The sequence below is a fragment of the uncultured Marinobacter sp. genome, assembly GCF_947488835.1.
In the GTDB taxonomy this organism is placed as follows: Bacteria; Pseudomonadota; Gammaproteobacteria; order Pseudomonadales; family Oleiphilaceae; genus Marinobacter.
Genome location: NZ_CANLBK010000002.1, coordinates 308,596 through 331,808, shown reverse-complemented (window position 1 = coordinate 331,808; position 23,213 = coordinate 308,596). Strand labels below are relative to the sequence as shown.

Below are 23,213 nucleotides of genomic sequence, written 5' to 3'. Positions count from 1 at the left end.
TTGTATCCATCCCTTTTCAGTGAGGGACGTTATCCAATGTTCAAGTTGTGTAAGCCACAGGCGCTGGCCGCCTCCGTTGCGTTATCTCTGTGTGCCTCTTCTGCAATCGCAGCAGAAGAAGTGCGTGTGTATAACTGGTCTGACTACATCGCCGAGAACACCCTGGCGAAGTTCACCAAAGAAACCGGCATCAAGGTCGTTTACGACGTTTACGACAGTAACGAGGTTCTCGAAGCCGCGCTGCTGTCTGGCCGCTCTGGCTACGACCTGGTAGTGCCTTCAAACCACTACGTTGCCAAGCAGATCTCTGCCAAGGCTTTTGTAGCTCTGGATCACGACAAACTGCCGAACATGGTCAACCTGAACCCCGACCTGATGACCCAGTTGGAAAAAGTGGATTCTGGCAGCCAGTTTTCGATTCCCTATTTGTGGGGAACCAACGGCTATGGCTACAACGCTGGCCGTATCCAGAAAATTCTGGGCGACAGTGCGCCCACAGACTCCTGGGCCCTGGTGTTTGACCCGGAAGTAACCGCCAAGCTGGCCAAAAGCGGCTGCGGCATTGCCATGTTGGATTCCGGCGAAGAAATGGTGCGGGCTGCTATGGCCTACGCAGGCTTGAACCCGAACAGCAACAATGCCGAAGACATCAAAAAGGGTGGCGACGTGATCAAGGCCGTGCGGCCGAGCATCACCTACTTCCACTCGTCCCGCTACATTGGCGACCTGGCTAATGGCGACCTGTGCGTGGCTGCCGGCTATTCCGGTGACATTCTGCAGGCGGCTGCTCGTGCCGAGGAAGCCAAAAACGGCAATGAAATCCGCTACACCATTCCTAAAGAAGGTGCGGTGTTGTGGTTCGATATGATGACCATCCCTGCTGGCGCACCGAACGTTGAGAATGCCCACAAGCTGGTCAACTTTTTGATGAAGCCAGAGATCATCGCTGAGGTGACCAACTATGTTTGGTACGCCAACCCGAACAAGGCAGCCGATGAATTTGTGGATGCAGAAATCTTTAACGACACCAGCATTTACCCTACGGATGATGTGATGAAAAAGCTCTACATCATGGAAGGTCGGCCTCAGGACACACAGCGCCTGATGACCCGCACCTGGACCAGCGTTAAGTCCGGTCGTTAAGGGCGTGGTTAACGGAATCAGCACCTCCGCGAAAGCGGAGGTGCTACTCAGCATTCGTGGTGTATCAAAAAGCTTTGACAGCACACTGGCGGTGGACGACGTAAGCCTGGACATCCACAAGGGCGAAATATTCGCGCTCTTGGGAGGCTCCGGCTCTGGCAAGTCCACACTGCTGCGTATGTTGGCCGGCTTTGAGACACCAGATAGCGGTCGTATTGTGCTGGATGGTCAGGACATAACTGCCCTGCCTCCCTACTTGCGCCCAACGAACATGATGTTTCAGTCCTACGCACTGTTCCCGCACATGACCGTGGAGCAGAACATTGCCATGGGTCTGAAACAGGACAAGCTGCCGAAGGAAGAGATTCGCGACCGCGTGGCAGCCATGCTCAAGCTGGTCAAAATGGAGCCCTACGCCAAGCGTCGGCCGCAGCAGCTTTCCGGTGGCCAACAGCAGCGGGTTGCACTGGCCCGCTCTCTGGCAAAACGCCCGAAGCTGTTGCTTCTGGATGAGCCTATGGGTGCGCTCGATAAAAAGCTGCGCACAGAGATGCAGCTTGAGCTGGTGGATATTCTGGAAAAAGTGGGTGCCACTTGCCTGATGGTGACCCACGATCAGGAAGAAGCCATGACCATGGCCAGCCGCATTGCCATTATGTCCTTTGGACAGATTGCGCAGGTGGGCTCACCCATCGATATTTACGAAAGCCCGAACAGCCGCATGACGGCGGAGTTTATTGGCTCGGTGAATATCTTTGAGGCCAGCATCGAGGAAGACAACTCCGACAGCATTCTGCTATCCAGCGGCTTGCTGGACGCACAGGTATTTATTGACCGCGGCGTGACCACATCGGCAGAAAATACCAACACGCTGATTGCCCTGCGCCCGGAGAAAATCTACCTGACACCAGACAAGCCTGAAGGTGAGTTCAACTGGAGCAAGGGCACGGTGGAGAACATCGCGTACCTGGGCGACATCACCTCCTATTACGTGAAGCTGGCCAGCGGCAAGCGTGTGCAGGCCACCATGGCGAACGTGGAACGCCGCGGTGAACGGCCAACCTGGGGCGACACCGTGTTCGTTTCCTGGGAAGCCTCCAGCCCCATCCTGCTTTGGAATTAATGCCATGAACAGGAATCCGATTCCCGCGCCCTTGATGGCGCGGGTGCGTACATTGCTGTTCCACCGTCGGGTGCTGTTTGGCATTCCGTTCGCGTGGCTATTGCTGTTTTTCCTGCTGCCGTTCGCGCTGATCCTGAAGATCAGCCTGACGTCGGCCGTGATGGCCATACCGCCATACGAGCCGGTATTCCGGCTGGCAGAAAACACCCTGTCGGTGGTGGTGAACTTCGGCAACTATTTATTCCTGCTGTCCGACAGCCTGTACGTTGCAGCCTATTGGGGTTCGGTGAAAACCGCGTTTATCTCCACCATCGCCTGCCTGCTGATTGGCTACCCAATGGCCTACGCTATGGCCCGGGCTCCAAAACACTGGCAGTTAGTGCTTCTGTTGATGGTGATGCTGCCCTCATGGACCTCGTTCCTGATTCGGGTCTACGCCTGGATGGGCATCCTCGGCAATCAGGGTTTGCTGAACAGCTTCCTGCTCTGGCTCGGGTTGATCGACGAGCCGCTGAAAATGCTGAACACCAACTTTGCGGTAATCCTCGGCATTACCTATGCCTACTTACCGTTTATGGTGCTGCCCATTTTTACCAACCTGGTGAAGCTGGATCTGCGCCTGCTGGAAGCAGCATCAGACCTCGGCTGCCGCAGCATTACGACCTTCTGGGCCATTACCCTGCCTTCATCCAAGGCCGGTATTTTGGCGGGCTGTATGCTGGTATTCATTCCCGCTGTCGGTGAGTTCGTAATTCCTGAGCTGCTCGGCGGCCCGGATACGCTGATGATCGGCAAGGTGTTGTGGGAAGAGTTCTTCAACAACCGCGACTGGCCCGTTGCCTCTGCGTTGGCCATTGTCATGCTGGCACTGCTGTTGGTGCCGATTATATTGTTCCACCGCTTCCAGAGTCGGGAGATGTCGAAGAATGGTTAATGCTCGCGGTATCAGCCTCTCCAAAATCATGCTGATTCTGGGACTGTTGTTTTTGTACCTGCCGATGTTTGTGCTGATCGTGTATTCGTTCAACGCATCCCGGCTGGTATCTGTGTGGGCCGGTTTCTCGACACACTGGTACAGCGCCCTGTTTCAGGACCAGCAAATACTGTCGGCCGTGTGGATGAGCCTTAAAATCGCCTTCTACTCCGCCAGCATGGCCATGTGCCTGGGCACCCTGTGTGCGTTTGTGATCACCCGATTCAAGCGCATGCGACGCCGAACACTGCTGTCTGGCATGATTACCGCCCCTCTGGTTATGCCGGAAGTGATCACCGGTTTGTCGTTGCTGCTTCTGTTTGTTCAACTGGCAGAGCTGACCGGCTGGCCTGCAGATCGTGGAATGGTGACCATCTGGATTGCCCACACCACCTTCTGCAGCGCCTATGTGGCGGTGGTTGTGAGTACCCGATTACAAGAGGTGGATCGCTCCATTGAGGAAGCCGCCATGGATCTGGGCTGCACACCCTTGAAGACATTCTTTGTGGTCACTTTGCCGGTGATTGCCCCGGCCCTGGTGTCCGGATGGTTGCTGGCGTTCACCCTGTCGCTGGACGACCTGGTAATTGCCAGCTTTGTATCCGGCCCTGGCTCCACCACCTTGCCCATGGTGGTGTTCTCATCGGTACGCATGGGCGTATCACCAAAGATCAACGCACTGGCCACGCTGATTATTCTGACGGTATCTTTGGTGGCGTTTATCGCCTGGTATGTAATGCGCAGAAACGAAAAAAGGCGCCGCAGTGGGCGCCTTTCCTGATCGGAAAAATCAGCAGGGCAATACCCCAACCATAGCGATTCATCGCGTGGGTTAACGGAGTAGCAATTCAGTCTATGCATACATCCGCCCCATTAGTCGACTGGATCACTTTTGAATAGCGGCTACACGGCGAAGAGAGGATGACGATGAAAAGTCTGTAGCATTCAGTTCTTCGACCGTTCTCCGAAGCTTGCGACGCTGACGGATAGACGCTAACTGCTTAGTATCCCACGATGCAGGTTTTAGCCCCAAACGGCTCCCGCTAACGCTTATATCGAAACTTCGCTCAGCGCCTACGGGCATATTTTCCGGGCCATATATTCCAATCAGACTCAGCGTCAGGCGGGTGAATTCTAGCTCTCCTTGAGGCTGACCATCGACAACCTCGATATTTTCATAGCGCGCAAGACGCTGGATTAGTTCGCAGAAAGTACCAATGTGTAAAAAGCCGCCACACTCGATTGGTCCCTGCCTGGTATTCTCTCTTACGTCCAGCGGACTCTGCTCATCGCCTTCGCTGTATTCTCGCTCGAAATCAGTGACGTCCATCGTGATCTCGCCTTCCGAAGTTTCGAGCTTCGCTATGATGTATTCAACAAATACAGATTCCGCGCTCATATTACTGATGAGACACAGAGCATTGATATCTTTGTTGCGACCGCGATTAATAATCAAGCGCGGGCTTCTCTGCCTCCTGAACCCAAGGTAAAGGAGCTGCGCATATACCAGCCATATAAGTAAGGAGCCAAAACTGGCAACGATTGAAAGTACCTGGTGATGCTCAGCTATCCACTTATACACACTGACGCCCCTTACCTACATTCCTGGTCAGCTATTGTTTTTGCTTTTTATTACAGAATTAAACGATAGTATAGCTTTGGCAAGCACTCAACCGAGAACTCCGGTCGAAAGATTCTCGCACTTTTATATTAAACTATAAGGTGTGGGTACTGTCGCCCATTGTCGTTTGCGCCAACTTTTGCTGCTCCACGCTGTCGCAATGCACCACCACTGTCCAACGCCCTTCGTTTTTTGCCATGCGCGCCTTTTCTATCAAGACATCATGATCTGGCCGCAGTGCAACCGCACCGGCTAGCATAAGAGCCAACACGGCAAACAAGAAGCTCACTGCAACGAACGTCATTACCGGGCTTGAACGAGTCAGCGCCGGGCCAACCGTCACCAAAAGTCCTGCGACAGCAAGACCAACTACTAGCCCTACCACTCCAAACCGGACATGCGCTTTGACTAACGACCGCGCAATTCCCTGTGTCTCCGGCTCAATCTTTTTCGACATATTGGGGTCATCAGGTTGAATGATACGAATCTGAGCAAGGGGGATACCTAAACCTTCCAAAGATTCTGCGCCTCGCTCCGCAGCTATCTGACTGTCGAACTCCGCGCTTATCTTATGGGAATAGCTTTCCCCTGACACAGCTCCATCGTGATCAGCCATAGTCTTGTCTCCCGTATAGTTCGCATGATAGATAATCATCAAACAACAGAGGTAAATATATAGACTTTCGAAACTTCGCAGGCTTATTTATTTTACTAATAATATGTTTTTATATTATTATTCTGACCGAGAGGCCAAATACATAACGCGACCTCTCGATCTTAATTCAGCTAATTCTTAGACGCGCAATTGCATCCGGGATGTTGGCAACCCTTGCCTTCCGAACATTCTTTTGAGCAGAATATTCCAGTTGCTGTTTTGAAGTGCGTTTCATCATCCGCGACTCTGCAGTCACACCCCTCTTGGGCACACTGATAAGTACCATCAGAGCTGACATTGGTCATATCATTCTCCTTGACTCAAAAGGCGCCGGAGGCGCCCGGTTGAACCGTTCCCGGAACAGTGCCTTACTCAGTCGCCTGCTCGGCTTCGTCACCCATCTCTTCAGCGCCTTGTTTGACGTTGTACCAAGCTGAAGAGGTAGCCTGCTTAGTACTCTCCCAGGCGCTCTCACTGATTTCCTTTGTGTTTTCCCACGCCTGCTGCAAACTCTGGCTCGTTTGGTTCCACCAATCCTCATCGTACGTCGGCAATTTTTTCAATTCTTCCTGAGTCATTTCAACGTGGACTTCATACTCAATGTCATCGAAGCCGCGGTTACCCGACGCCCTCACGACAGTAAACGTGCCGCGTTCCACAACAACTTCATTACCACCGAGGCCAAGTAGCTCCCCAGTTTCGATAACCAACGAATGTACCGACATATCGTTGCTCATCAGAACATCCTCGACCTCACCGATCTCTTGGCCGGTACTGTCAAAAACATCTGCATCCTTAAGCTCATCCATGCTGTAAAGACCGCCTGCAGCAACTGCTGAAAGGCTCATAGCTAAACCACCTGCCAACAGGGAAGCGCTCATTGTGTGAGTAATAAGTTTCCGCATTGTCTCGTACTCCTTTATCAAGTTACTCATGCGTACGCCCGAATCGACGATACTTTTCGGACGTTTCTCCAAGTAAATGTGATCAATGGCTATACCCACCGGTTCGGCGAACCATGTCACGATTTAAAACTTAGCAAAGGCCACGACCCAGCCCAAATGACGCTTCAGTAACAATACTGAAGCGTTTGGTGCGTGGAGAAATGATAATTATTTAGTGAGCTTATCCCACTCCTTCTCTGCCTCATCTTTCTTCATGCCGTATTTTTCCTGAATCTTGCCAATGAAGTTCTCTCGTTTGCCTCCGATTTCATCGACATCATCATTCGTCAACTTACCCCAATTCTCGCGCACCTTACCTTTAAGCTGCTTCCAGTTACCTTCCAGAATATCGTTATTCATATCGTTCTCCTTTCAATAAGGCAATTATAATAGCTCTACATAATCGACAACTTCATAAATGCTAATATGAATACACAATTATGGTCCGCGACCTTTCATAGCATTCATCACCAGTGAGACAACGAGCAATACTATGAAAACAAAGAACAGTATCTTAGCTATCCCGGCAGCGGTGCCCGCAATTCCACCGAAACCAAGCACACCCGCCACGATCGCTATAATCAAACACACTATAGTCCAATAAAGCATCAGTAACTCCTTTTCCCTTTACAGGCCAAATTCGACTTATTAAGTAACGAACTCCTCGCCTGACGTTTAGTGAATTGAGACTGACATTTTCCAGATATAAGGCAGCTAGGCTCAACTACTACTGCGCTACATCTACAATTAACTTGCCACATGGTATAAATTCAGACAACCTTCTCTCTCGACAATCCCTGACCCCGACCGCAAAGACGAGTTATAAGATACTGATAAATATATAATAACCTCATTGATTATGATTAGTTAAGATACCGGCAATATACACACCTGCGAAATGCAAGATTCACTACGGCGGTCATCAGCGTTAAGAGCTACCAACGGCTGGTGAGAATATGGCGTAACCCATCGCAGTCCACCATTAAGTCGTCACAGTTCACCACAATGTCTGAACGCGCTAAAACATAACCTCTACCGATAATGTCGTTTTTCACAACCTGGTACCCACCAACCTGCCCTATGCCAGAGAGCTCGCCAATGAAGCCAGTCTCTCGTAGTGAGATGGTTTCAAGCTTATCTCCTGGGCGGATGCGCCCTTCATAATTCATTAGGGCTAACCGAGCCGAAGTGCCTGTTCCGGTCGTACTTCTGCAAATAACACGCGGGTGCACATAGGTCGTGGAACGGGAGCGATAATAGCCCTCTGTGATTTGGTGCACTGGCCCCATAAAATGCAGAAAGGGCAAAGGCCCGACATCACCCAAGGTATAGTGGGAAAAGCCCCTTTCCGCCTGAATTGCCTCAACAATCGCATAAGCCGTGTCAGCAAGCTTGCGCTCTTCACTCAGGACAAGGTCAAAGCCCAGGGCTTCGGCATCCACCAGAGCGTAAAACCCGCCACTGTATGCCACGCTGTATGTGACGGGGCCGAGTGAGGGCACCTCAATAGTCGCGCGATAGGTATGGATATAGCTTGGCAAACCTTCACAGGTGATCGCTTCAACAACGCCGTTTTTAACCAGTGCATCGATGCGAACCAAGCCAGCAGGAGACTCCAGTAAAAAGCTCTGTTTACCCTCTTTCTTGGGCACGATTCCCGCCTCAAGCACGGCCGTTGCGGTGCAGATTGTGTTGGAGCCGGAGTAAATCGGGTAACCCATCACTTCCATGATGATGTAGCCGGCCGCTGCCTGCGGGTCGGAAGGTGGAACCAGCAAGTCCACAGACATTTCGGGAATGCCATAGGGCTCTTCCAGCAACAGTTTTCTCAAGCCATCGGCGTGATCACGAAGATACTCCATTTGTGCTCGCACACTGTTACCTGGCAAGGCATCAATACCACCGGTCACAATACGACTGACATCGCCGCCTGCATGGGTGTCCATAAGCTGAATTGTCAGTTCCGGTTTCATCAATCGCCCTCCAGCGACCAGGATTTTCCATGCGCCTTCCACTGGGAATCCGGAACAATGACAATTTTGCCGAGATAATTGCTGCCGCGATTCATGAAGTAGCGCTCCGCATCATGCAACTTTGAAAGTCTGAATGCGCCGTGGAGAACCGGCTTGAGCTGCCCGCTGCGAATCCACCCTACCAACTGCTCCGCCTCCTCTCGGGTTCCGTGGGAAACACCAAAAATTTGCACCTGATACAGGTAAATTCTCGTCCACAGGATTTCACTAATGTTTCCGCCGCTGGCACCAGCAATGCTCAGGCGGGGGTATGTTTCGCGGGCGTTCATGTCAAAAATCATGGCGTCTATGAAGCGGTCGGTCATATCGCCACCCACCAGGTCCATAACCGCATCAAAAGGCTTGCCACCAGTTTGCGCTTTTACCCGCTCTACAAAACTATCCATATCGGATCGATCGAGCACGGATTCCGCCCCGAATTCCAAGAGCGCTGCGGTTTTATCCCCAGTACTCAAGGCATAGGGTATGGCCCCCATGACCCGGCAAAGCTGAATCAGCGCGGTACCAACACCACCACTGGCTCCGGTGACCAGAACTCGCTCTCCCGCAGTCACATGAGCAGAGGTAAGCATATGCAGAGCCGTCTGATACGAGCACATCCCCATCGCGGCGAGCTGCGCATCCCCAAGATGTTCATTCGGTATACAGTGGAACTGGTCTGAAGGAACAGCGACGTATTCTGCGTAGCCACCGTCTGCACCATGGCCGTAATAATCCGGGGTAAGGTTGATATCCCTACGGCTGTCTGCATAAATATTGAAATCCAGCAGCCCTCGCTCGCCAATACGACTGCGATCGACGCCCTCGCCTACGGCCACAACATGACCGACAATGTCAGCACCTTGAATACGGGGAAAGATCAGCGTGGGCTTGCCACCCATCTGAAACGACGTGGTTTCACCCTTTTTGGTGGGATACAGCCCTTCCCGGGCTTTGCGGTCGGTGTTATTTTTTGCGGTCGCGGTAACCTGAACCAGCACCTCTCCTGGCAAGGGGGATGGCGTGGGCACACTTGTATAGTCAAGCTTGTCGATATCGCCATGACCGGTAAGAACCATGGCTTTCATGGTATTCGGGATCATAAGTGAACAGTCGTCCCTGCCTGAGAAATGTAAAGTATCTCTTCAGGATAGGAGACATTCACTCATGTGTCAGGGAGTGGCGAGGGCATCCATTCTTCTCTAACCCGACACTATCGGGCAATCACCTTATAGATGGGCCGCAATTTGGGAATCTGCTTAAGAACCACCTGAATTACGGTCATCAGTGGCACGGCAAGTAATACCCCCACAGGACCCCAGAGCCAGCCCCAGAAGAAGATCGAAACAAAAATAATCACCGGGTTGATCGACATACGAAAGCCGTGTATCCACGGCTCGATGAAGAAACCCACCATAGTGGTCAAGGCAAGATAGCCAACTGGAGCAATCGCCATCATCCACAAGGTATCCAGGCTTACCGCGGAAACAACCGCCAACAACAGGATGGTTAGAATAACACCGAGATAAGGAATAAAACGCGCAAGAGCAGCCACCAGGCCCCACACTGCTGGGTCGGGCAGGCCGACAGCCCAAGCCATAAGACCAGTTGCAACGCCGACCGATGTATTGCTTATGCCCAATACCGCGAGGTACTGGGCAATCTGATGCTGGGAGTCCCGGCTAATGCGCAGCACCGTTCTGCGGTGGTGTCTCGGCAACTGACGCACAAAATTGAGCACCAATCTGTCGCCGCTAACCAACAAGAAATACGTAAGCGCCATGGCAAGCGCAAGACCCGCAACGCCATCCCGGGCTTTACTCATAAGTTGGGCGCGCCAGGATTCCGTCTGCAGAACCACGGTTGTTGGCTCTACCGCTGTATTTTTATCACCGCTATCCGAGAGTTCGCTTACGGAGTCTTCCACTTTTTGTGCCGACTCAGTCACCTTGCTGATTTGCCGCTTAAGTTCGCTTTCGCCCACCAGCAAACGCGAAATACCCTCGGGAGCTTTGCCCGCCCACTCCAGAGCCGGCGTGGCGACAGCCAGGGAGACACCCGCAATACCTGCAAGCACCAACAATACGAGAATCAGCGAGCTGACCACCCTGGGAATACGCAGCCCTGAACACATGCGAGTAGCCAGCGGAGACAGAAGCAAGCTTGTGAGGAATGCCAAAACAATCGGCAAGATAATTTGATGAGCAAGGTACAGGGTGTAAAGCACACCCAGAGTAAACAGCCCGTAGATAGGTGTAGAAAGATCGGTCAGCGTTTTTTCCGGCTTGCTCTTGCTCTGCGCGATCAGGCTTTTTTCGTTTTCCATAGGATATCCGTAACCTGTCAGCCGGCAGTATTCACGGAATCTGCCAGTTTGATTGGAGGTGCCACCGAACGCTTAGACCGGCGTACAGGCCTGACAGTGTACCTATGGTGGCGCCTTATCGCATTACTGATCTATTTGGAACCGAGCCGCGAGACTACCACCATTCCGGTTCAACTATTACATTCGCTGTGCACACGGGCTCGAAATTCTTCACGGATACGCTCGTTTTCTTCATCGTTTACAAAGACCCGCTCACCATCTTTATTCAGCCGATAAATCCCCGAAACATTATTCAGATGTTTCAGTCGCGCCTCCATGCGTGCGCAATGATCCCGAAGCTTTGCAGCTTGCGCCTCCTGTCGAGCCTCGGCATCTTTCCGGGCCGCTCGTTCCTTTTCACTTTGCTGAAGGAACTGATTTACCCGCTGCTTCCGCTCATGAGCTTTGGTGTCAATAGGTGGCTGAGCCGATTCGAGCCGCACTTCGTTGGTGACTGCGTTAGTTGGAGGCCGATCACCGAAGTGAGTCTGGCCCTTCTCATCTACCCAGCGATAGGTCCCTGCGTGGGAAATAGAGGCCGCGAATAATAGCGGTATTACGAGTCCTTTCATTTAGTTTGTTCCTGATTTTACGAGAGCCACATAAACCTGTGTTTATCTTCAATGCAGTTTCCCGCACGCGCATTATTTTGGTCAACAGAAAATCAACCTCATCCGCTTTACTAAAAGTACTGGGCGGCGCATACGCAGACCATTACAATGAAAATCAGAATTTGGAACAGCTCGCTCCGGAAGGCTCCGGAGCTACTACAGAAACACCGTTAAACCAGGAAAAGGATTTCATGCCGCAACCCCGCACCCGCCATTGCCCTTCATGTGCAACCAAAACCCTGAAACCCACCAGCAATCCCGCCATACTTGGCTGCAGCCAATGCCAAGGGTTGTGGTTTGAAGATGGCTCGTTAAACCACGCCATTGCCCAAGAACACGATTGCATAGACCAATACGACCACGAGCTTCACCTGGGCCCCGCGCTTCGGGTCAGCGAACGCCTGTGCATCAGTTGCCGTGTATCCATGACCAATTATCAGCTTCTGGTGCACTACACCACCGAGATCGATTGCTGCCCTGACTGCGATGGCGTTTGGCTCGACAAGCATGAAATAGATCAGGTAATGCACTCACCCAAACTGAAGCAGGCGCTTACGGACCTGAATCAAAAAGTGTCCTGGAAATCCTGGTTGTTCCAATTCCTGACTGCCATGCCCGCAGAATACAACGTATCGCCTCAGCGCACGCCCTGGGTCACTCGCTCACTGGTGGTTCTGTGCAGCCTGATCTTTGGTGTTGGCGTGCTGTCTCCAGAGGCCAATGAGTGGATCTTTGCCAACCTGGCTCTGAACTCGGATATCCAGAACCCCGCACACTTTGTGCTGCAACTTCTGGCCTACCAGTTTGTGCACGGCGGGCTGATGCATCTGGTTGGCAACATGTATTTCTTGTGGATTATTGGCGACAACCTTGAAGACGCGCTGGGACACGGCGCGTTTCTCGCGATCTACCTGTTTGCCGGCATAATGGCAGCCTTGGCTGAATTGCTACTGTTCAATACCAGCCAAGGTCCACTGCTCTTGGTTGGCGCCAGTGGCGCTATTGCAGCCCTGTTCGGCCTCTATCTGGTGTGGTTCCGCCATGCCAGCCTGACTTTCATGATTGTTATTTATCAGAAGAAGCTCGCACCCCATTGGTACTTCCTGATCTGGAGCCTGATCAATATTGCGGGGATGGTCTCCGGCCAAGGCGGTGTGGCTTGGGTCGCACATTTGGGCGGATTTGGCCTTGGATTGTTGCTAGGCTACTTGCTCAAAGATTATGTGCTAAGAAAGAACCCACTAATTGCGATGCTGAACCAACCAGAGGCTGTGGTGCGTCGGTGAGATGCATGACTCATTGAGACACAACATTCCAAACAAGGGAAAATGATGACGCCTGTACCAAGCCAAAGTTTCAGCCCTCTCGATCCAAATGGGCGTTCAGTAAGCTGGAAACTGATTGCCATCGTAATCACAGCTCTGTGCTTATCTGTAGCATCCTACATCGAGATCCCCATGGTGCCGGTGCCTATTACCGCGCAAACCTATGTACTTCTCACTGTTGCAGGGCTTCTCGGCTGGAAACTCGGTGCCGCCTCAACAATCCTGTGGCTGTGTTTCGGAGCCCTGGGACTACCCGTTCTTGCCGGGGGCTCCAGCGGATTGGATTATTTTGCAGGGCCAACTGCAGGCTACCTGTTTGCCTTTCCTCTGGCCGTTGCCCTGGTTGGCGTGCTTTTCGAGCGCGGCTGGAACACCAAGAATATTGCTCTGGCCTTCCTGGCAATGCTATTGGGCCATACCGTTTGCCTTGGGTTTGGCGGCGCATGGCTGGCATTTACCATTGGGCCAGAAAAAGCATTCCTGAAAGGTGTTCTGCCGTTCTTGCTTGGGGGCGTTATAAAGTCAGCTCTTGCGGTTGGTACGATTTTCGTTGTTGATCGCTTGTTGAGATTCCGGGGCGCTAGCCTGTAGGGCCCCATATAAATCTCAAGTATCAACACTCACTTCCCAGACTCTCGCCCCATTACGGATTCTTGCAGTTCACCAATCACCCTCAAAACTCTACCCATTTCCCGTTGGGTTTTCAGATCCAGGCCCAGCTTGCCGTCCATCAGTTTTACCAGTGGAACAATGGATTCCTCAAAGATTCGGGCGAAGGCTGTGAGGGCTTCGCCTACCTGAGGCGGGCTGTCCAGATTTACCGTTACTGCCGGCTTCAACTGTACTGTCTGTAAGCCTTCGGCCAGACCGGTTTCGAGGGAGCGTGACAGTTCACCAAGGGCCTTATTGAGGTCTGGCTCCGAGTCTTTACGACTCGCCATGCCCGCGACCAACTGTTGACCCAACTGCTGCATTTGTTCCGCTATCAAGCCCAGCTGGCGTACAACTTTAACGCCGGTTTCCTCATCGCCCCCCGCCTGTTGGCGCCGCCGATATTCTTCACAGATAGCCTGCCAGCGGGCGATTTCTGCTTCGGTCATGGTGCCGCGCATTTGCTTAAGCTTCAGAAGATTTTCTTCTGCGCCTTGGGTCAGCAATTGGGATTCACCCTGGTAATGATCGTCAATCAGCGCTTCCAGCTCTTTATCGCTCATCACCGGCGACAGCTTTTCCGCCAGCTTGTTCATGTTCCGGTAACTGCCCTGCAGCTTGAAGGTCGGCTCCGTGCGATAGGCCTCGGCTTGGGCGCTTGAAGCAATGTATGCCTGATTCACCCGCAGCACAGTTTCCCGCACGCGCATCATTTTCTTCAGCAGGGAGACAATTTCGTCCCGTTCGGCGGCGCTGTAATCGTGCTCGAAGTCTGAATCTGCCACAGCCTTGCCTTCCGCCAGATCCGCAAACCGGTAGAAGTCTGCCATGCCACGGGTCGCCAAGGGCGCCAGTACCCGGTTCGCACTAAGGCTGTTCTCGATATAGGACAACTCGAAGGCGTGTTCCATACCCGATAGCACATCACCCAGGTTGTAGATATCGGCCCGGTTTGCCAGCATGTCGGGCACTTTGAACACTTCGCCGCTTTCCGTATAGGGGTTACCAGCCATGACTACGCAGAAACGCTTGCCCCGCATGTCGTAGGTGCTGGTGCGGCCGCGCCATACGCCTTCGATACGTCGGGTGCCGTCACATAGGGAGATGAATTTCTGCAGGAACTCCGGGTGCGTGTGCTGGATGTCATCCAGATACAGCATCACGTTGTTGCCCATTTCCAGGGCCAGGTTGAGCTTGATCAGCTCTGCCTTCGCTGTGGAGTGCGGTGCCTTCTCCGGATCCAGAGAGGTGACATCGTGGCCCAAACTGGGGCAGTTGATCTTCATGAAGATCAGGCCCAGCCGATTGGCGACGTATTCCATCAATGTGGTTTTACCGTAACCCGGCGGCGAGATCATCATTAACAGGCCGGATTGATCGGTACGCCGGTCTTCGCCAGCCGTGCCCATTTGCTTGGCCAGGTTGTCGCCAATGATCGGCAGGTAGCTTTCGCTGATCAGTTTGTTGCGGACAAATGAAGACAACGGCCGGGGCCGGTATTCGTCCAAACGCAATTGGTTGCGCCATTTTTCCAGCACGCTATGGCGAACATCTTGCAACTGCTGCCAGCCGGGAATGATCTCCTGCCGGTGATAGCGCAGGCGTTCTTCGTATTCATCCAGTTGCAGGCTCAGGGAACGTTCGTTGATATTGGCGTGCTGGCCCAGCAGCCCATCAACCTCAAAAGCCAGTTCCACACTGCGTACCGCCGTGGTGATAGCCTCCCCGGCATTCAATACCGCCACCACTTCCGGCAAGTAATGCAACAGGTGTTGCCGGTCTGTTTTGCCCATCCAGGCTTGCAGCCAGTGGCGGGTGATGCTCCAGCGTGCAGCCGGCTGGTCGGCAACAACATTCAGGGCGTTCTGGTACTGGGCAAACTGGTTATCCCGTTTCAGCGCTTCGGTAAAGCCTTCCGCCAGTTCACCGGCATAGCGGGTGATCTCGAAGATTTCCGATTCTTCTGCCAGTTGCAAAACCAGATACTCGGCGGCTGATTTCAACAGTGTGCGTTCGGCACTGCCTTTTTCAGTCAGGGTGAGACCACTAGTCTCAACAAACTCTGATAGCTTCGGCTCAACTTCCTGTTCCAGAGCCTGCAGCAATTCACTGGACTGCATCATGCGGCTGAGTATGCCGGCAGACAAACAACGGGAGCGTAGCTGTTGAGCGTGAACCTGCTGCTGACCCAGTTGCGCCCAGAACAGCATCGCCAGCGCCCTTGCATTAGGGCTGAAGCGCAGCAAACCGGCATTTTGAATGGCGGGCCAAAGGGTGCTGACAATCAGCGCGGCATCGTGATCGTGAATGCCCTTTTCATAGCCTTCGCGGTAACGGGGCGATGCAAATGTGCGGATATAGCCGGTAAGTTCTTCAATATCGGCGACGTTAACTGGTAAATCCTGTGATTTCCGGAACTCTTCAATTACCAGAGCTGCCAGGTACTCCCCCCGGTAAACCTTGGCAGATTCCGACGGCTGGCTCATGTTCCAGTAGCCCCGAAGGCGATCGAGTTCCGGTTCGTCCAGCCGTTCGTAATACTGGGTACCGGTCAGGTGCAGCAGCACATGGTCATCCCGCGGGATCAGGGTGAGATCCAGCTCCTGCTGGTTGACGCTGAACTTGTGCTTGCCAAGCCGGATAACGGCGCCGCCATCCTCAAAGATATCGGCTTTGTCCCGCACACTTCTCAGGGCCGTGTCCTGGGCGGCTTTCATCTGCCCCAGGCAATCATCGGCTTCCATGGCCGCGCCCAGCTCCCGCAACTCCTTTGCCATGCTGCGCAGGCGCGCCACCATGGCATCGGACGCAAAAAAGGCATGCAATTCTTCCACTGTGGTAAAGCGTTCGGTACGGCGGTTGACGTTTTTCAGTATGCGCTCAGCGGCGTCCGTAAGTGTGGTTACCCGGCGCTGCCGTTGGTCCTGCAATTGCTGGCGCCGGGCTTCAATGCTTTCATGGGCGTTTTCACGCTGCTCCAGAACTGCGGCCAGGAACTCATCGTACTCACCAAACTGGCTTTCCAGTTCCTGCAACTGATCGAGCATTCGGGTCATCAGGCCATCGCATTCCCGCACATCGGAAAGCGCGCTGACACCGTTGGCCAAGCTTTGTTCAAACAACCGGATGCGAGCCGCAAACTGGGCCCGAGCCTCGGCACTGCCCTGCTCTTTCAGGCGGATTTCCGCTTCCGAGCGCTGCTGGTTGATGCTGGCGTATATGCCCGAGATATTGTCGGTAATGGCGGTTTCCAGCGCAGCGTCGTCGCCAGCCATGGACGCCAGCATGCCCTGAATCATATCCAGGCCAGTGGTCAGCTCTCGGTAGCGCTCCACAATCTTTTTCAGGGCATCCCGGCTTTCTGCACCCGCCAGATCAGTCTGAAGCTCTGTCAGGGTTTTGCGATAGCCCTCCAGTGCTTCGGGGGAAGCCAGAAAACGGAAGGTGCGTTCAGTCAGCCGTTCTTCTGCATCCGCCAACTCCTGCTCAAGGCCGTCTATTCGTGCTTCGTCTGCGTAGCGGCGATCCTTCAGCGTTCGCACCCGGCCCCGGTGTTCCCGAAGCCTGGCCAGGTACCCCACGAACTGATCCGGCGCTTTCCAGCTGTCCGGTTTCAGATCCCGCATCAAGGCACCCTGAACATCTGCCACTTCACTGATTGCAGCTTCCGTCTGTGCCCGGATGCTCTGAACTTTCTCGTACTCATCCAGCACCAGTTCGGCCGTGTTGCGAATGGTGGAGAGCTGCTCATGCAGGCCCGCAAACAAGGCTTCATCCTGCCTCGCAGTCAGCCAGTAAAATTGGTCGAGAACGCGGTCTACAGTGCGAATCAAAGAGGTAAAATGACGCTCACTGGCGCCCTTGGCTTCCACCAAAGTAATGACCGTGTTCAGCTCGGCGATTCCTCGAACCAAATCCGGGTTGCCGATGCGGGCCAGTTCCGAGTCGTTGGCAACGCTGGCCTGCGCGTGGAAGTTCTCGGAGGTAAACGGCGTTTCCCAAACCTGCAGCGGGTGGACCAGAGTTGGCTCGTTGTCGGCACTGAAAACCACCAAGTGGCCATTTTCAAAGAGCGCAAAACCATGACCAATCAGCGGTACATCGGCCTGCTTACGGATCAGGTTATAGCGGAACAGAATCACCTGCCCGGTGAGCTGCTCGAAAAATACGTAGAGTACATCCTCACCGTTGGGCGCTCGCAATGAACGCTTGAGGCGGAAATCCCCTTCCGGAATCTGGAAGGTTTTCAGCTCCCCTGTAGTGAGGTAATACCCAGACGGAAAAATGAGGCCGTGGTTATCCGGAAGCGACACCACGGAGCCGGCCATGCTGTCTACCCGCTCAACTTTCCGCTGGGTGCGATTGAACAGGTAGTAGCGCCAGTCCTTTTCGTTGAACGGAAGAATTCGTACCAGAAGGATTTCACCCAGATCGGCGTACTCAAAGGTAGCGTCGTCCAGGGACTGGGAATCAGACTCTACCGGATCTGCATAAATGCCCTCGCCGGTAGCCGTGTTGTTCTCCACCTTGAAGGTAATCTCGCCCCGGAGGTTATCCACGAACAGGGTGTCGGCGATGTTCAGATGCGGAGACCGCCCCTGCACCTGGCAGTCACGACCGACGGTTTTCCAGGGAAAACTGAACCTGTCGGGGAAGGTAAGATCCCGCTCGCCCCGGTTGTCTATGTAGCGGTTTACCTCACCATTCGGCTTCAGCTCCCAGCGGAATACCCGCAGGTCACCGAGTTTGTCGCCGATGCGAAACACCATCAGCAGCATGCCTTTAAGGATCGTCAGCTGAGACAGAGTGGCGGTGTTGTAATATTGCTGAAGCTCTCGGAAGTCGGTGGCAAAGCGGCCATCTTTCAGGAAAGTGCCCTCAATCGCGGCCTCTGTCATTTCAAAGCCACCGTCACCATCATTCAGGTGGTACAGGCAGAAGACATCCTCAAGCTCCAGGGTTTTGCGTAACCCCAGTTGCAGGTTAAAACCGAACAACAGCTTGTCACCAAGGCGCACTACATCCCGGGCTATGGCGTTATTTTCGGTTCTGACCCGGGCACGCCCCAGCACGTTCATGCCGGCGCTTCCGAAAATATCTTCCCGGGCCTGATTCAGCCCCGACACCTGCTCGCGAAGCTGACCGCCCTGCTCTTTCAGGCGACGCTGAATGGTTTCGAAGGCAGAACCTTCCTGAACAATGCTCTCAAGGCCGGTGCGATCCGTCGACATACCAAATCATCCTGAACAAAGGGGGAAAACCTGAACGAGATAGGCACCACCTACGCCTATTCAGGCGCAGGTGGTGCCCGGGGTTTTATGCAGTTTCAGAGGCTTTACTGGGCTTGTCCGCTGCAATACGCCCGGCGATACCTGCCAAAGCCGCTTGCAGTGACGGGGCATTATCCAGCACGCCCTGTACGCTCTTGCCATAACCAAGGCCCTGGGCGAACTTGTCGAAGATACCGCCGTCGCCGCCAATCATTTCAAACTTGGCGTCCTTCAGAGCGGCGGCCATTACCCGGCCATTTTCCAGAATGCCTGTCTGCTGGGCCTCAATCCTCGCCAACACTTCCTTCTCATGAACTTCCAGGTTCATCCGGAATTCTTCAAAGTGTCGGGCTTCTTCAGACATGTCATTGTAGGCTTTCAGTTTCTCCACGAGGCCTGACGCTTCTGCCTTGGCCATGGCTTCACGGGCGTCTGCTTTCGCGTGCCCCATGCGCTCTTCACCTTCGGCCTCTGCCAATACCATGGCTTTGCGAGCATCCGCTTTCGCCAGACCCAGCTTTTCTTCACCCATAGCTTCAGTTTCAAGGCGCTGCTCAAGAACCCGAATCTCTGCCATGCCGGCTTCTTCATCTGCTTTTGCCGTGGCCGATTTAACGTCGGCACGGGCGATACCATCAGCCCGAATAGCCGACGCCTGGGCTTCCTTAACCTGGGCTTCAGCCAGTCCGTCAGAGGCAGACAAGGCCTGACGACCACGAGCCCGCTTTTCATCGGCAATGGATTCTTTCTCTGCTGCATCCAATTCCGCCTGGGCGGTAACTCGAATCTGTTCAGCCTCCAGCTTGGAGCGCTCAAACGCAGCTTCGGCCGCCTTCACGTCCTTGAGCTTGAGCTCATCGGCGTCGGCCTCAGCAGCCACCACTTTAGTGACCTTCAGGCGCTCAGCTTGCGAACGGTTGCGAACATCCTTGATGTTCTCTTCCTCTTCAGCCACGTTGCGCTCTACCGCAATGCGCTGGCTGGTGATATCTGCAATTTCTTTGCGCTCGCCTTCAAGCGCCTTTTCCATGCCAATACGCTCGATTTCAACCGCTCGTTCACGGTTTACGTCTTCCAGCTCCCGGGCCTGGCGAATACGCACTTCTTCAATCTGAACCGCTCGCTCGCGGGCTTTCATCGCCATCTCAATCTGGCGCTGTTTGTTCTCTTCTGCAATGGCCAGCTCTTCGTCTGTCTTAATGCGAGCAGCTTCGGCACGGGCGCGTTCTTGTTCGCGCACCTGCTCGGTCTCGGAGGTTTCGCGAGCTTGCAGGGTTTCGATCTCACGGCGTTGGCGCGCTTCTGCATCTGCTTGACTGCGCTCCAGTTCAAGCGAGGCCTCGCGAGCAGAAACGTTTTTACGCTGAATCTCCAGCTCCTGATCGCGCTCTAAACGGTTTGTCTCCACATTGTGGAATGCAGTGATTTCAGTAATCCGCTTAATACCTTCGGAATCCAGAATGTTGTTGGGATCCAGAGAGGTTTTTGGCGTTTGTTCCAGGTAATCGATGGCCACGTCTTCAAGGATGTAGCCGTTAAGATCTTCGCCAATGGTTTCAATGATGGAATCGCGGAAGTGTTGACGCTCTTCAAACAGCTGCATGAACTCCAGCTTCTTACCAACCGTCTTCAACGCTTCACTGAACTTGGCATTGAACAACTCGTTTACCGCATTGCGGTCGGAAGCACGGCCAACACCCACAGACTTGGCTACCCGCAACACATCTTCTGAGGTTTCGTTTACCCGCAGATAGAAAGCAACGGTAATATCGGCACGCAGGTTGTCTTTACAGATCAGCCCTTCTTTACCGGTGCGGTTCAGCTCCAGGGTAATGACCGAGATTTTCATGGTCTCGGCGCGATGAATGACCGGTAGCACCATGGCGCCGGTGAAGTACACCTTGGGTGTAGGCGACAGGTCGTTCACGATCAGGGCCTGGCCCTGATCTACCTTGCGATAGAACGCCTTGAACAGGGTCAGCACGCCCAATATCAGCAACACCACAACGCCGATGGTCGTCAGTACCGGCATCATCCACGATAAGTCCATTTAGTCATTCTCCTGAGCTGGTTTTAAATAAGTGAGTGCGGGGTTATCCGGTGGAGCCACCGGAATGGAATTCGGATTCCGGAACGACCCACCAGGCATTTTTATCCGGAATATGTTCAATAATGACAGCCCTCTCCCGACGGGAAAGCGGCGAATGGCTGCGTATTTGAAGGACAAGATGGGCACCATCAAGAACCGTTTCGCCACGACCAGAGGTTTCGGTAACCCGTGAAGAAATCACCACACAAGGGGTGCCAACAATCCGCTTTTGAAGGGGTTGCAAAAATGCACGGCGAAACAGTGGGCGAAGTGGGCGTACCACGATCGACGTTACTAGCACTGAGGCGACTAGCGCCGAAAAAATAACAGCTGCCCCGTATAGCCAGTGCAACAAGCCAGTGGGAATAAGAGTGCCAAAAACAAGATCAACAAAGTAGCTGGCCAGCCAGCCAAACAGGAACAAAAGCGTGAGCACCAAAGGCAGGGGAACACCTTGCAGCCCGAGGGTAACCATCAGACCACTGAAATCGCCACCGGCATCAATGTCGCCATCTGCGTCAATATCGCCCATACCAAGCAGGGATATCAGCCAGTAGATAATGGCTACACACAACAGAACGGAGAAAACCACCGTTGGAAAGGAGAAGGCTACAGCGAAGAACGTTTCCATACGCGACCAGATTATCCTTTCTGGTAAATCCAATAATTGACAGTTTGTGTCAAACCAGAGCGCCGTTATAACGCAAACAAACTATTTCTTGCAAATGTTTAATTGCGAAGTATAGACTCTAATTATTGACATAAAATGTCAAGCGACAGGACAAGGTTCGTCCGGATCGGCCGAACCGATTCAACACCACAGGAAGGAGCTATTCGTGGATATTCAAACTCTCACCCTGGCCCTGGGTGATTCTACCCATGCCGGCCGACGCTTCGATGTTATGCCCATAACCGGGGACGAACCGGTGCTTCAGGTAACGGTTTCCGGTGCAGAAGAAACGCCGGTGTACCTTACCGTAACCGACACTCAAATTCTGTGCCTTGCGTATCTTTTTGATGAGCAGGAACTGAACCCGGAGCGCCTGAATGAGCTGCATGAAAATATGCTGCGACTCAGTGTGCCCATGCCCCTGAGCTCACTGGGCAAAACCGGTGATCACTACGTGGTATATGGCGCTCTCAGCCCCACCTCCGGCGCAGCCGAAATCATGCAGGAACTGGTGACGTTGGCAGAGAATGCCATCGACCTGTTACAGACATTTGAAGACTACCTGGCTTAATTGAGGGCTGAGACATGAGATCCATACTGAACAAACTTCTGACCGCCATGCGCGGTGGCGTTAACGAACTGGGTGAAGCCGTAGTCGACGGCCAGGGCAACCGCATTCTGGAACAGGAACTGCGCGACTCCGAGCAGGAACTGAAGCAGGCGAAACAGGAACTGGCTGCCCTGATGGCTGAATCTGCCTCTTTGGCCCGGCAAATTCGCTCTGAGCAGGACAACGCCAGCAAACGCGAACAGGATGCCCGCAAGGCCATTGCCGCCGGCCAGGAAGATCTTGCCAGAGAAGTGGCCGAGCGTATTGTTGGCCACGAGCGCCGCGCAGTAGAGCTGACCCAAACCCGCGAATTGCTGCAGCAGCGGATTGCTGGCCTGAAAGAGCGCGTTCAACGGGCAGAGAAGCAACTGGCCGATTACCGCCGGGAGCTGCAAGTGGTGAAGACCAATGAGCGGGTACTTCGCACCACTGCCCAGATTGATACAAACATCAACAGCCAGAAGTCCTCGCTGAACACTGCCAAGGAAACCCTTGAGCGCATTCGCGAGCGCCAGGCCCGGGAAGAAGACCGCCAGACCGCCAGTGCCACTCTGGAAAAAGAACTCACAGGCGCTGACCTGGATGAAAAGCTCAAAGCCGCCGGTATTGACGGCGAACAAGATGCAATCGACAACGTGCTGGCTCGTCTCAAAGGCAGCCCCGCACAGTAAGCCCTGCGCCCCCGAACTCCGGGGGCGTAACTCTTCAGGTTACTCCCATGGCAAATAAACCGGATTGGTCTAAAGAGGAGCAGGCCGTTCAGGCCGTACAAATGGCCTTCGACCTCTCCAATGACATTCAGCGGGCCTTTCGGGTCTCTGCAGCCATACAGAACATGAGCACCTCCGACATGGTGCGCAAAGTTCTGGAGCTGCCCTATCAGAAAACCCGTGCAAGGCCACGTTTGACCATTACCCTGAAAGATGAAGACTTCGAGTTGCTGGCCAGCAAGTACGACCTTGACCCGCAAGATCGGGCGACGATTCGCCAGCGAGTTTCGGAGGATTTACAGGTGTTTGCTCGTAATTATCTGACCGAATCTGAGTGATAGCCAGTTTCGCCAGACCTCGGAACAGAATATATGCCGAGAAAGATCGCGTTGGTTGCGGTGTTTAATCAGCCGGAGGCGCTGAAGGGAGCTCAAAACTCTC

General features: G+C 53.6%; 21 protein-coding genes. 9 read left to right on the top strand and 12 right to left on the bottom strand.

Annotated features, from left to right (window positions below; all coding sequences use genetic code 11):
- Window positions 1-36: 36 nt before the first annotated feature.
- The 4 genes from Q0824_RS10525 to Q0824_RS10510 are packed head-to-tail and all read left to right on the top strand — an operon-like array spanning window position 37 to window position 4,020.
- Complete coding sequence (locus tag Q0824_RS10525; protein ID WP_298450130.1) at window positions 37-1,143, top strand: polyamine ABC transporter substrate-binding protein; 1,107 nt, start codon at window positions 37-39, stop codon at window positions 1,141-1,143.
- A gap of 4 nt (window positions 1,144-1,147) precedes the next feature.
- On the top strand, window positions 1,148-2,266 hold the full coding sequence (gene potA, locus Q0824_RS10520; protein WP_298450129.1) for a polyamine ABC transporter ATP-binding protein: 1,119 nt from the start codon (window positions 1,148-1,150) through the stop codon (window positions 2,264-2,266).
- Window positions 2,267-2,300: 34 nt separating this feature from the next.
- Window positions 2,301-3,200 carry an ABC transporter permease subunit gene (locus Q0824_RS10515; RefSeq protein ID WP_298450508.1) on the top strand — a complete coding sequence of 300 codons (900 nt, stop codon included), beginning with the start codon at window positions 2,301-2,303 and terminating at the stop codon, window positions 3,198-3,200.
- Complete coding sequence (locus tag Q0824_RS10510; protein WP_298450128.1) at window positions 3,193-4,020, top strand: ABC transporter permease subunit; 828 nt, start codon at window positions 3,193-3,195, stop codon at window positions 4,018-4,020. Before Q0824_RS10515 ends, Q0824_RS10510 begins: the two co-directional genes overlap by 8 nt.
- 105 nt (window positions 4,021-4,125) lie before the next feature.
- Here Q0824_RS10510 and Q0824_RS10505 read toward each other — a convergent pair whose 3' ends face one another.
- The 9 genes from Q0824_RS10505 to Q0824_RS10465 all read right to left on the bottom strand — a co-directional run bounded on the left by Q0824_RS10505 (window position 4,126) and on the right by Q0824_RS10465 (window position 11,408).
- A complete protein-coding gene (locus tag Q0824_RS10505) occupies window positions 4,126-4,821 on the bottom strand; it encodes a hypothetical protein (protein ID WP_298450126.1) in 696 nt (231 codons plus the stop codon).
- Window positions 4,822-4,954: 133 nt separating this feature from the next.
- Window positions 4,955-5,476: a hypothetical protein gene (locus tag Q0824_RS10500; protein WP_298450124.1), complete on the bottom strand. Its 522-nt coding sequence runs from the start codon at window positions 5,474-5,476 to the stop codon at window positions 4,955-4,957.
- A 407-nt stretch (window positions 5,477-5,883) separates the two neighbouring features.
- Window positions 5,884-6,363, bottom strand: coding sequence for a PRC-barrel domain-containing protein (locus Q0824_RS10495; RefSeq protein ID WP_298450122.1), 480 nt, complete (start codon window positions 6,361-6,363; stop codon window positions 5,884-5,886).
- Window positions 6,364-6,627: 264 nt separating this feature from the next.
- A complete protein-coding gene (locus Q0824_RS10490; protein WP_298450120.1) occupies window positions 6,628-6,819 on the bottom strand; it encodes a CsbD family protein in 192 nt (63 codons plus the stop codon).
- 78 nt (window positions 6,820-6,897) lie between these two features.
- Window positions 6,898-7,068: a DUF1328 domain-containing protein gene (locus Q0824_RS10485; protein WP_298450118.1), complete on the bottom strand. Its 171-nt coding sequence runs from the start codon at window positions 7,066-7,068 to the stop codon at window positions 6,898-6,900.
- Window positions 7,069-7,394: 326 nt separating this feature from the next.
- Window positions 7,395-8,432 (bottom strand): proline racemase family protein, encoded by a 1,038-nt coding sequence (locus tag Q0824_RS10480; protein WP_298450117.1) that lies wholly within the window; start codon window positions 8,430-8,432, stop codon window positions 7,395-7,397.
- Window positions 8,432-9,574 carry a zinc-binding dehydrogenase gene (locus tag Q0824_RS10475; protein WP_298450116.1) on the bottom strand — a complete coding sequence of 381 codons (1,143 nt, stop codon included), beginning with the start codon at window positions 9,572-9,574 and terminating at the stop codon, window positions 8,432-8,434. The genes Q0824_RS10480 and Q0824_RS10475 overlap by 1 nt, the downstream gene beginning before the upstream one ends.
- Before the next feature lie 110 nt (window positions 9,575-9,684).
- Window positions 9,685-10,797, bottom strand: a complete 1,113-nt coding sequence (locus Q0824_RS10470; RefSeq protein ID WP_298450115.1) for an AI-2E family transporter — start codon at window positions 10,795-10,797, stop codon at window positions 9,685-9,687.
- A 170-nt stretch (window positions 10,798-10,967) separates the two neighbouring features.
- On the bottom strand, window positions 10,968-11,408 hold the full coding sequence (locus Q0824_RS10465) for a DUF4124 domain-containing protein (RefSeq protein WP_298450113.1): 441 nt from the start codon (window positions 11,406-11,408) through the stop codon (window positions 10,968-10,970).
- 230 nt (window positions 11,409-11,638) lie between these two features.
- Here Q0824_RS10465 and Q0824_RS10460 point away from each other — a divergent pair, with 230 nt between their 5' ends.
- Together Q0824_RS10460 and Q0824_RS10455 are read left to right on the top strand one after the other, a co-directional pair.
- Entirely contained in the window at window positions 11,639-12,733 is a 1,095-nt protein-coding gene (locus Q0824_RS10460; RefSeq protein WP_298450111.1) for a rhomboid family intramembrane serine protease, read from the top strand.
- 45 nt (window positions 12,734-12,778) lie between these two features.
- Complete coding sequence (locus Q0824_RS10455; protein ID WP_298450109.1) at window positions 12,779-13,363, top strand: biotin transporter BioY; 585 nt, start codon at window positions 12,779-12,781, stop codon at window positions 13,361-13,363.
- A 29-nt stretch (window positions 13,364-13,392) separates the two neighbouring features.
- Here the strand turns inward: Q0824_RS10455 and Q0824_RS10450 are convergent, their stop codons facing one another.
- The 3 genes from Q0824_RS10450 to Q0824_RS10440 all read right to left on the bottom strand — a co-directional run bounded on the left by Q0824_RS10450 (window position 13,393) and on the right by Q0824_RS10440 (window position 21,413).
- On the bottom strand, window positions 13,393-18,654 hold the full coding sequence (locus tag Q0824_RS10450) for a DNA repair ATPase (RefSeq protein ID WP_298450107.1): 5,262 nt from the start codon (window positions 18,652-18,654) through the stop codon (window positions 13,393-13,395).
- Between the two features lie 85 nt (window positions 18,655-18,739).
- Complete coding sequence (locus Q0824_RS10445; protein ID WP_298450105.1) at window positions 18,740-20,743, bottom strand: hypothetical protein; 2,004 nt, start codon at window positions 20,741-20,743, stop codon at window positions 18,740-18,742.
- Between the two features lie 43 nt (window positions 20,744-20,786).
- A complete protein-coding gene (locus Q0824_RS10440) occupies window positions 20,787-21,413 on the bottom strand; it encodes a hypothetical protein (protein WP_298450104.1) in 627 nt (208 codons plus the stop codon).
- A gap of 205 nt (window positions 21,414-21,618) precedes the next feature.
- Here Q0824_RS10440 and Q0824_RS10435 point away from each other — a divergent pair, with 205 nt between their 5' ends.
- Genes Q0824_RS10435 through Q0824_RS10425 form a run of 3 tightly spaced genes read left to right on the top strand, consistent with a single transcriptional unit; the run spans window position 21,619 to window position 23,110 of the window.
- Entirely contained in the window at window positions 21,619-22,023 is a 405-nt protein-coding gene (locus Q0824_RS10435) for a DUF2170 family protein (RefSeq protein ID WP_200370071.1), read from the top strand.
- Window positions 22,024-22,037: 14 nt separating this feature from the next.
- Window positions 22,038-22,733, top strand: coding sequence for a PspA/IM30 family protein (locus tag Q0824_RS10430; RefSeq protein ID WP_298450100.1), 696 nt, complete (start codon window positions 22,038-22,040; stop codon window positions 22,731-22,733).
- Between the two features lie 47 nt (window positions 22,734-22,780).
- Window positions 22,781-23,110, top strand: coding sequence for a hypothetical protein (locus Q0824_RS10425; RefSeq protein ID WP_298450098.1), 330 nt, complete (start codon window positions 22,781-22,783; stop codon window positions 23,108-23,110).
- The last annotated feature ends 103 nt before the right edge of the window (window positions 23,111-23,213 follow it).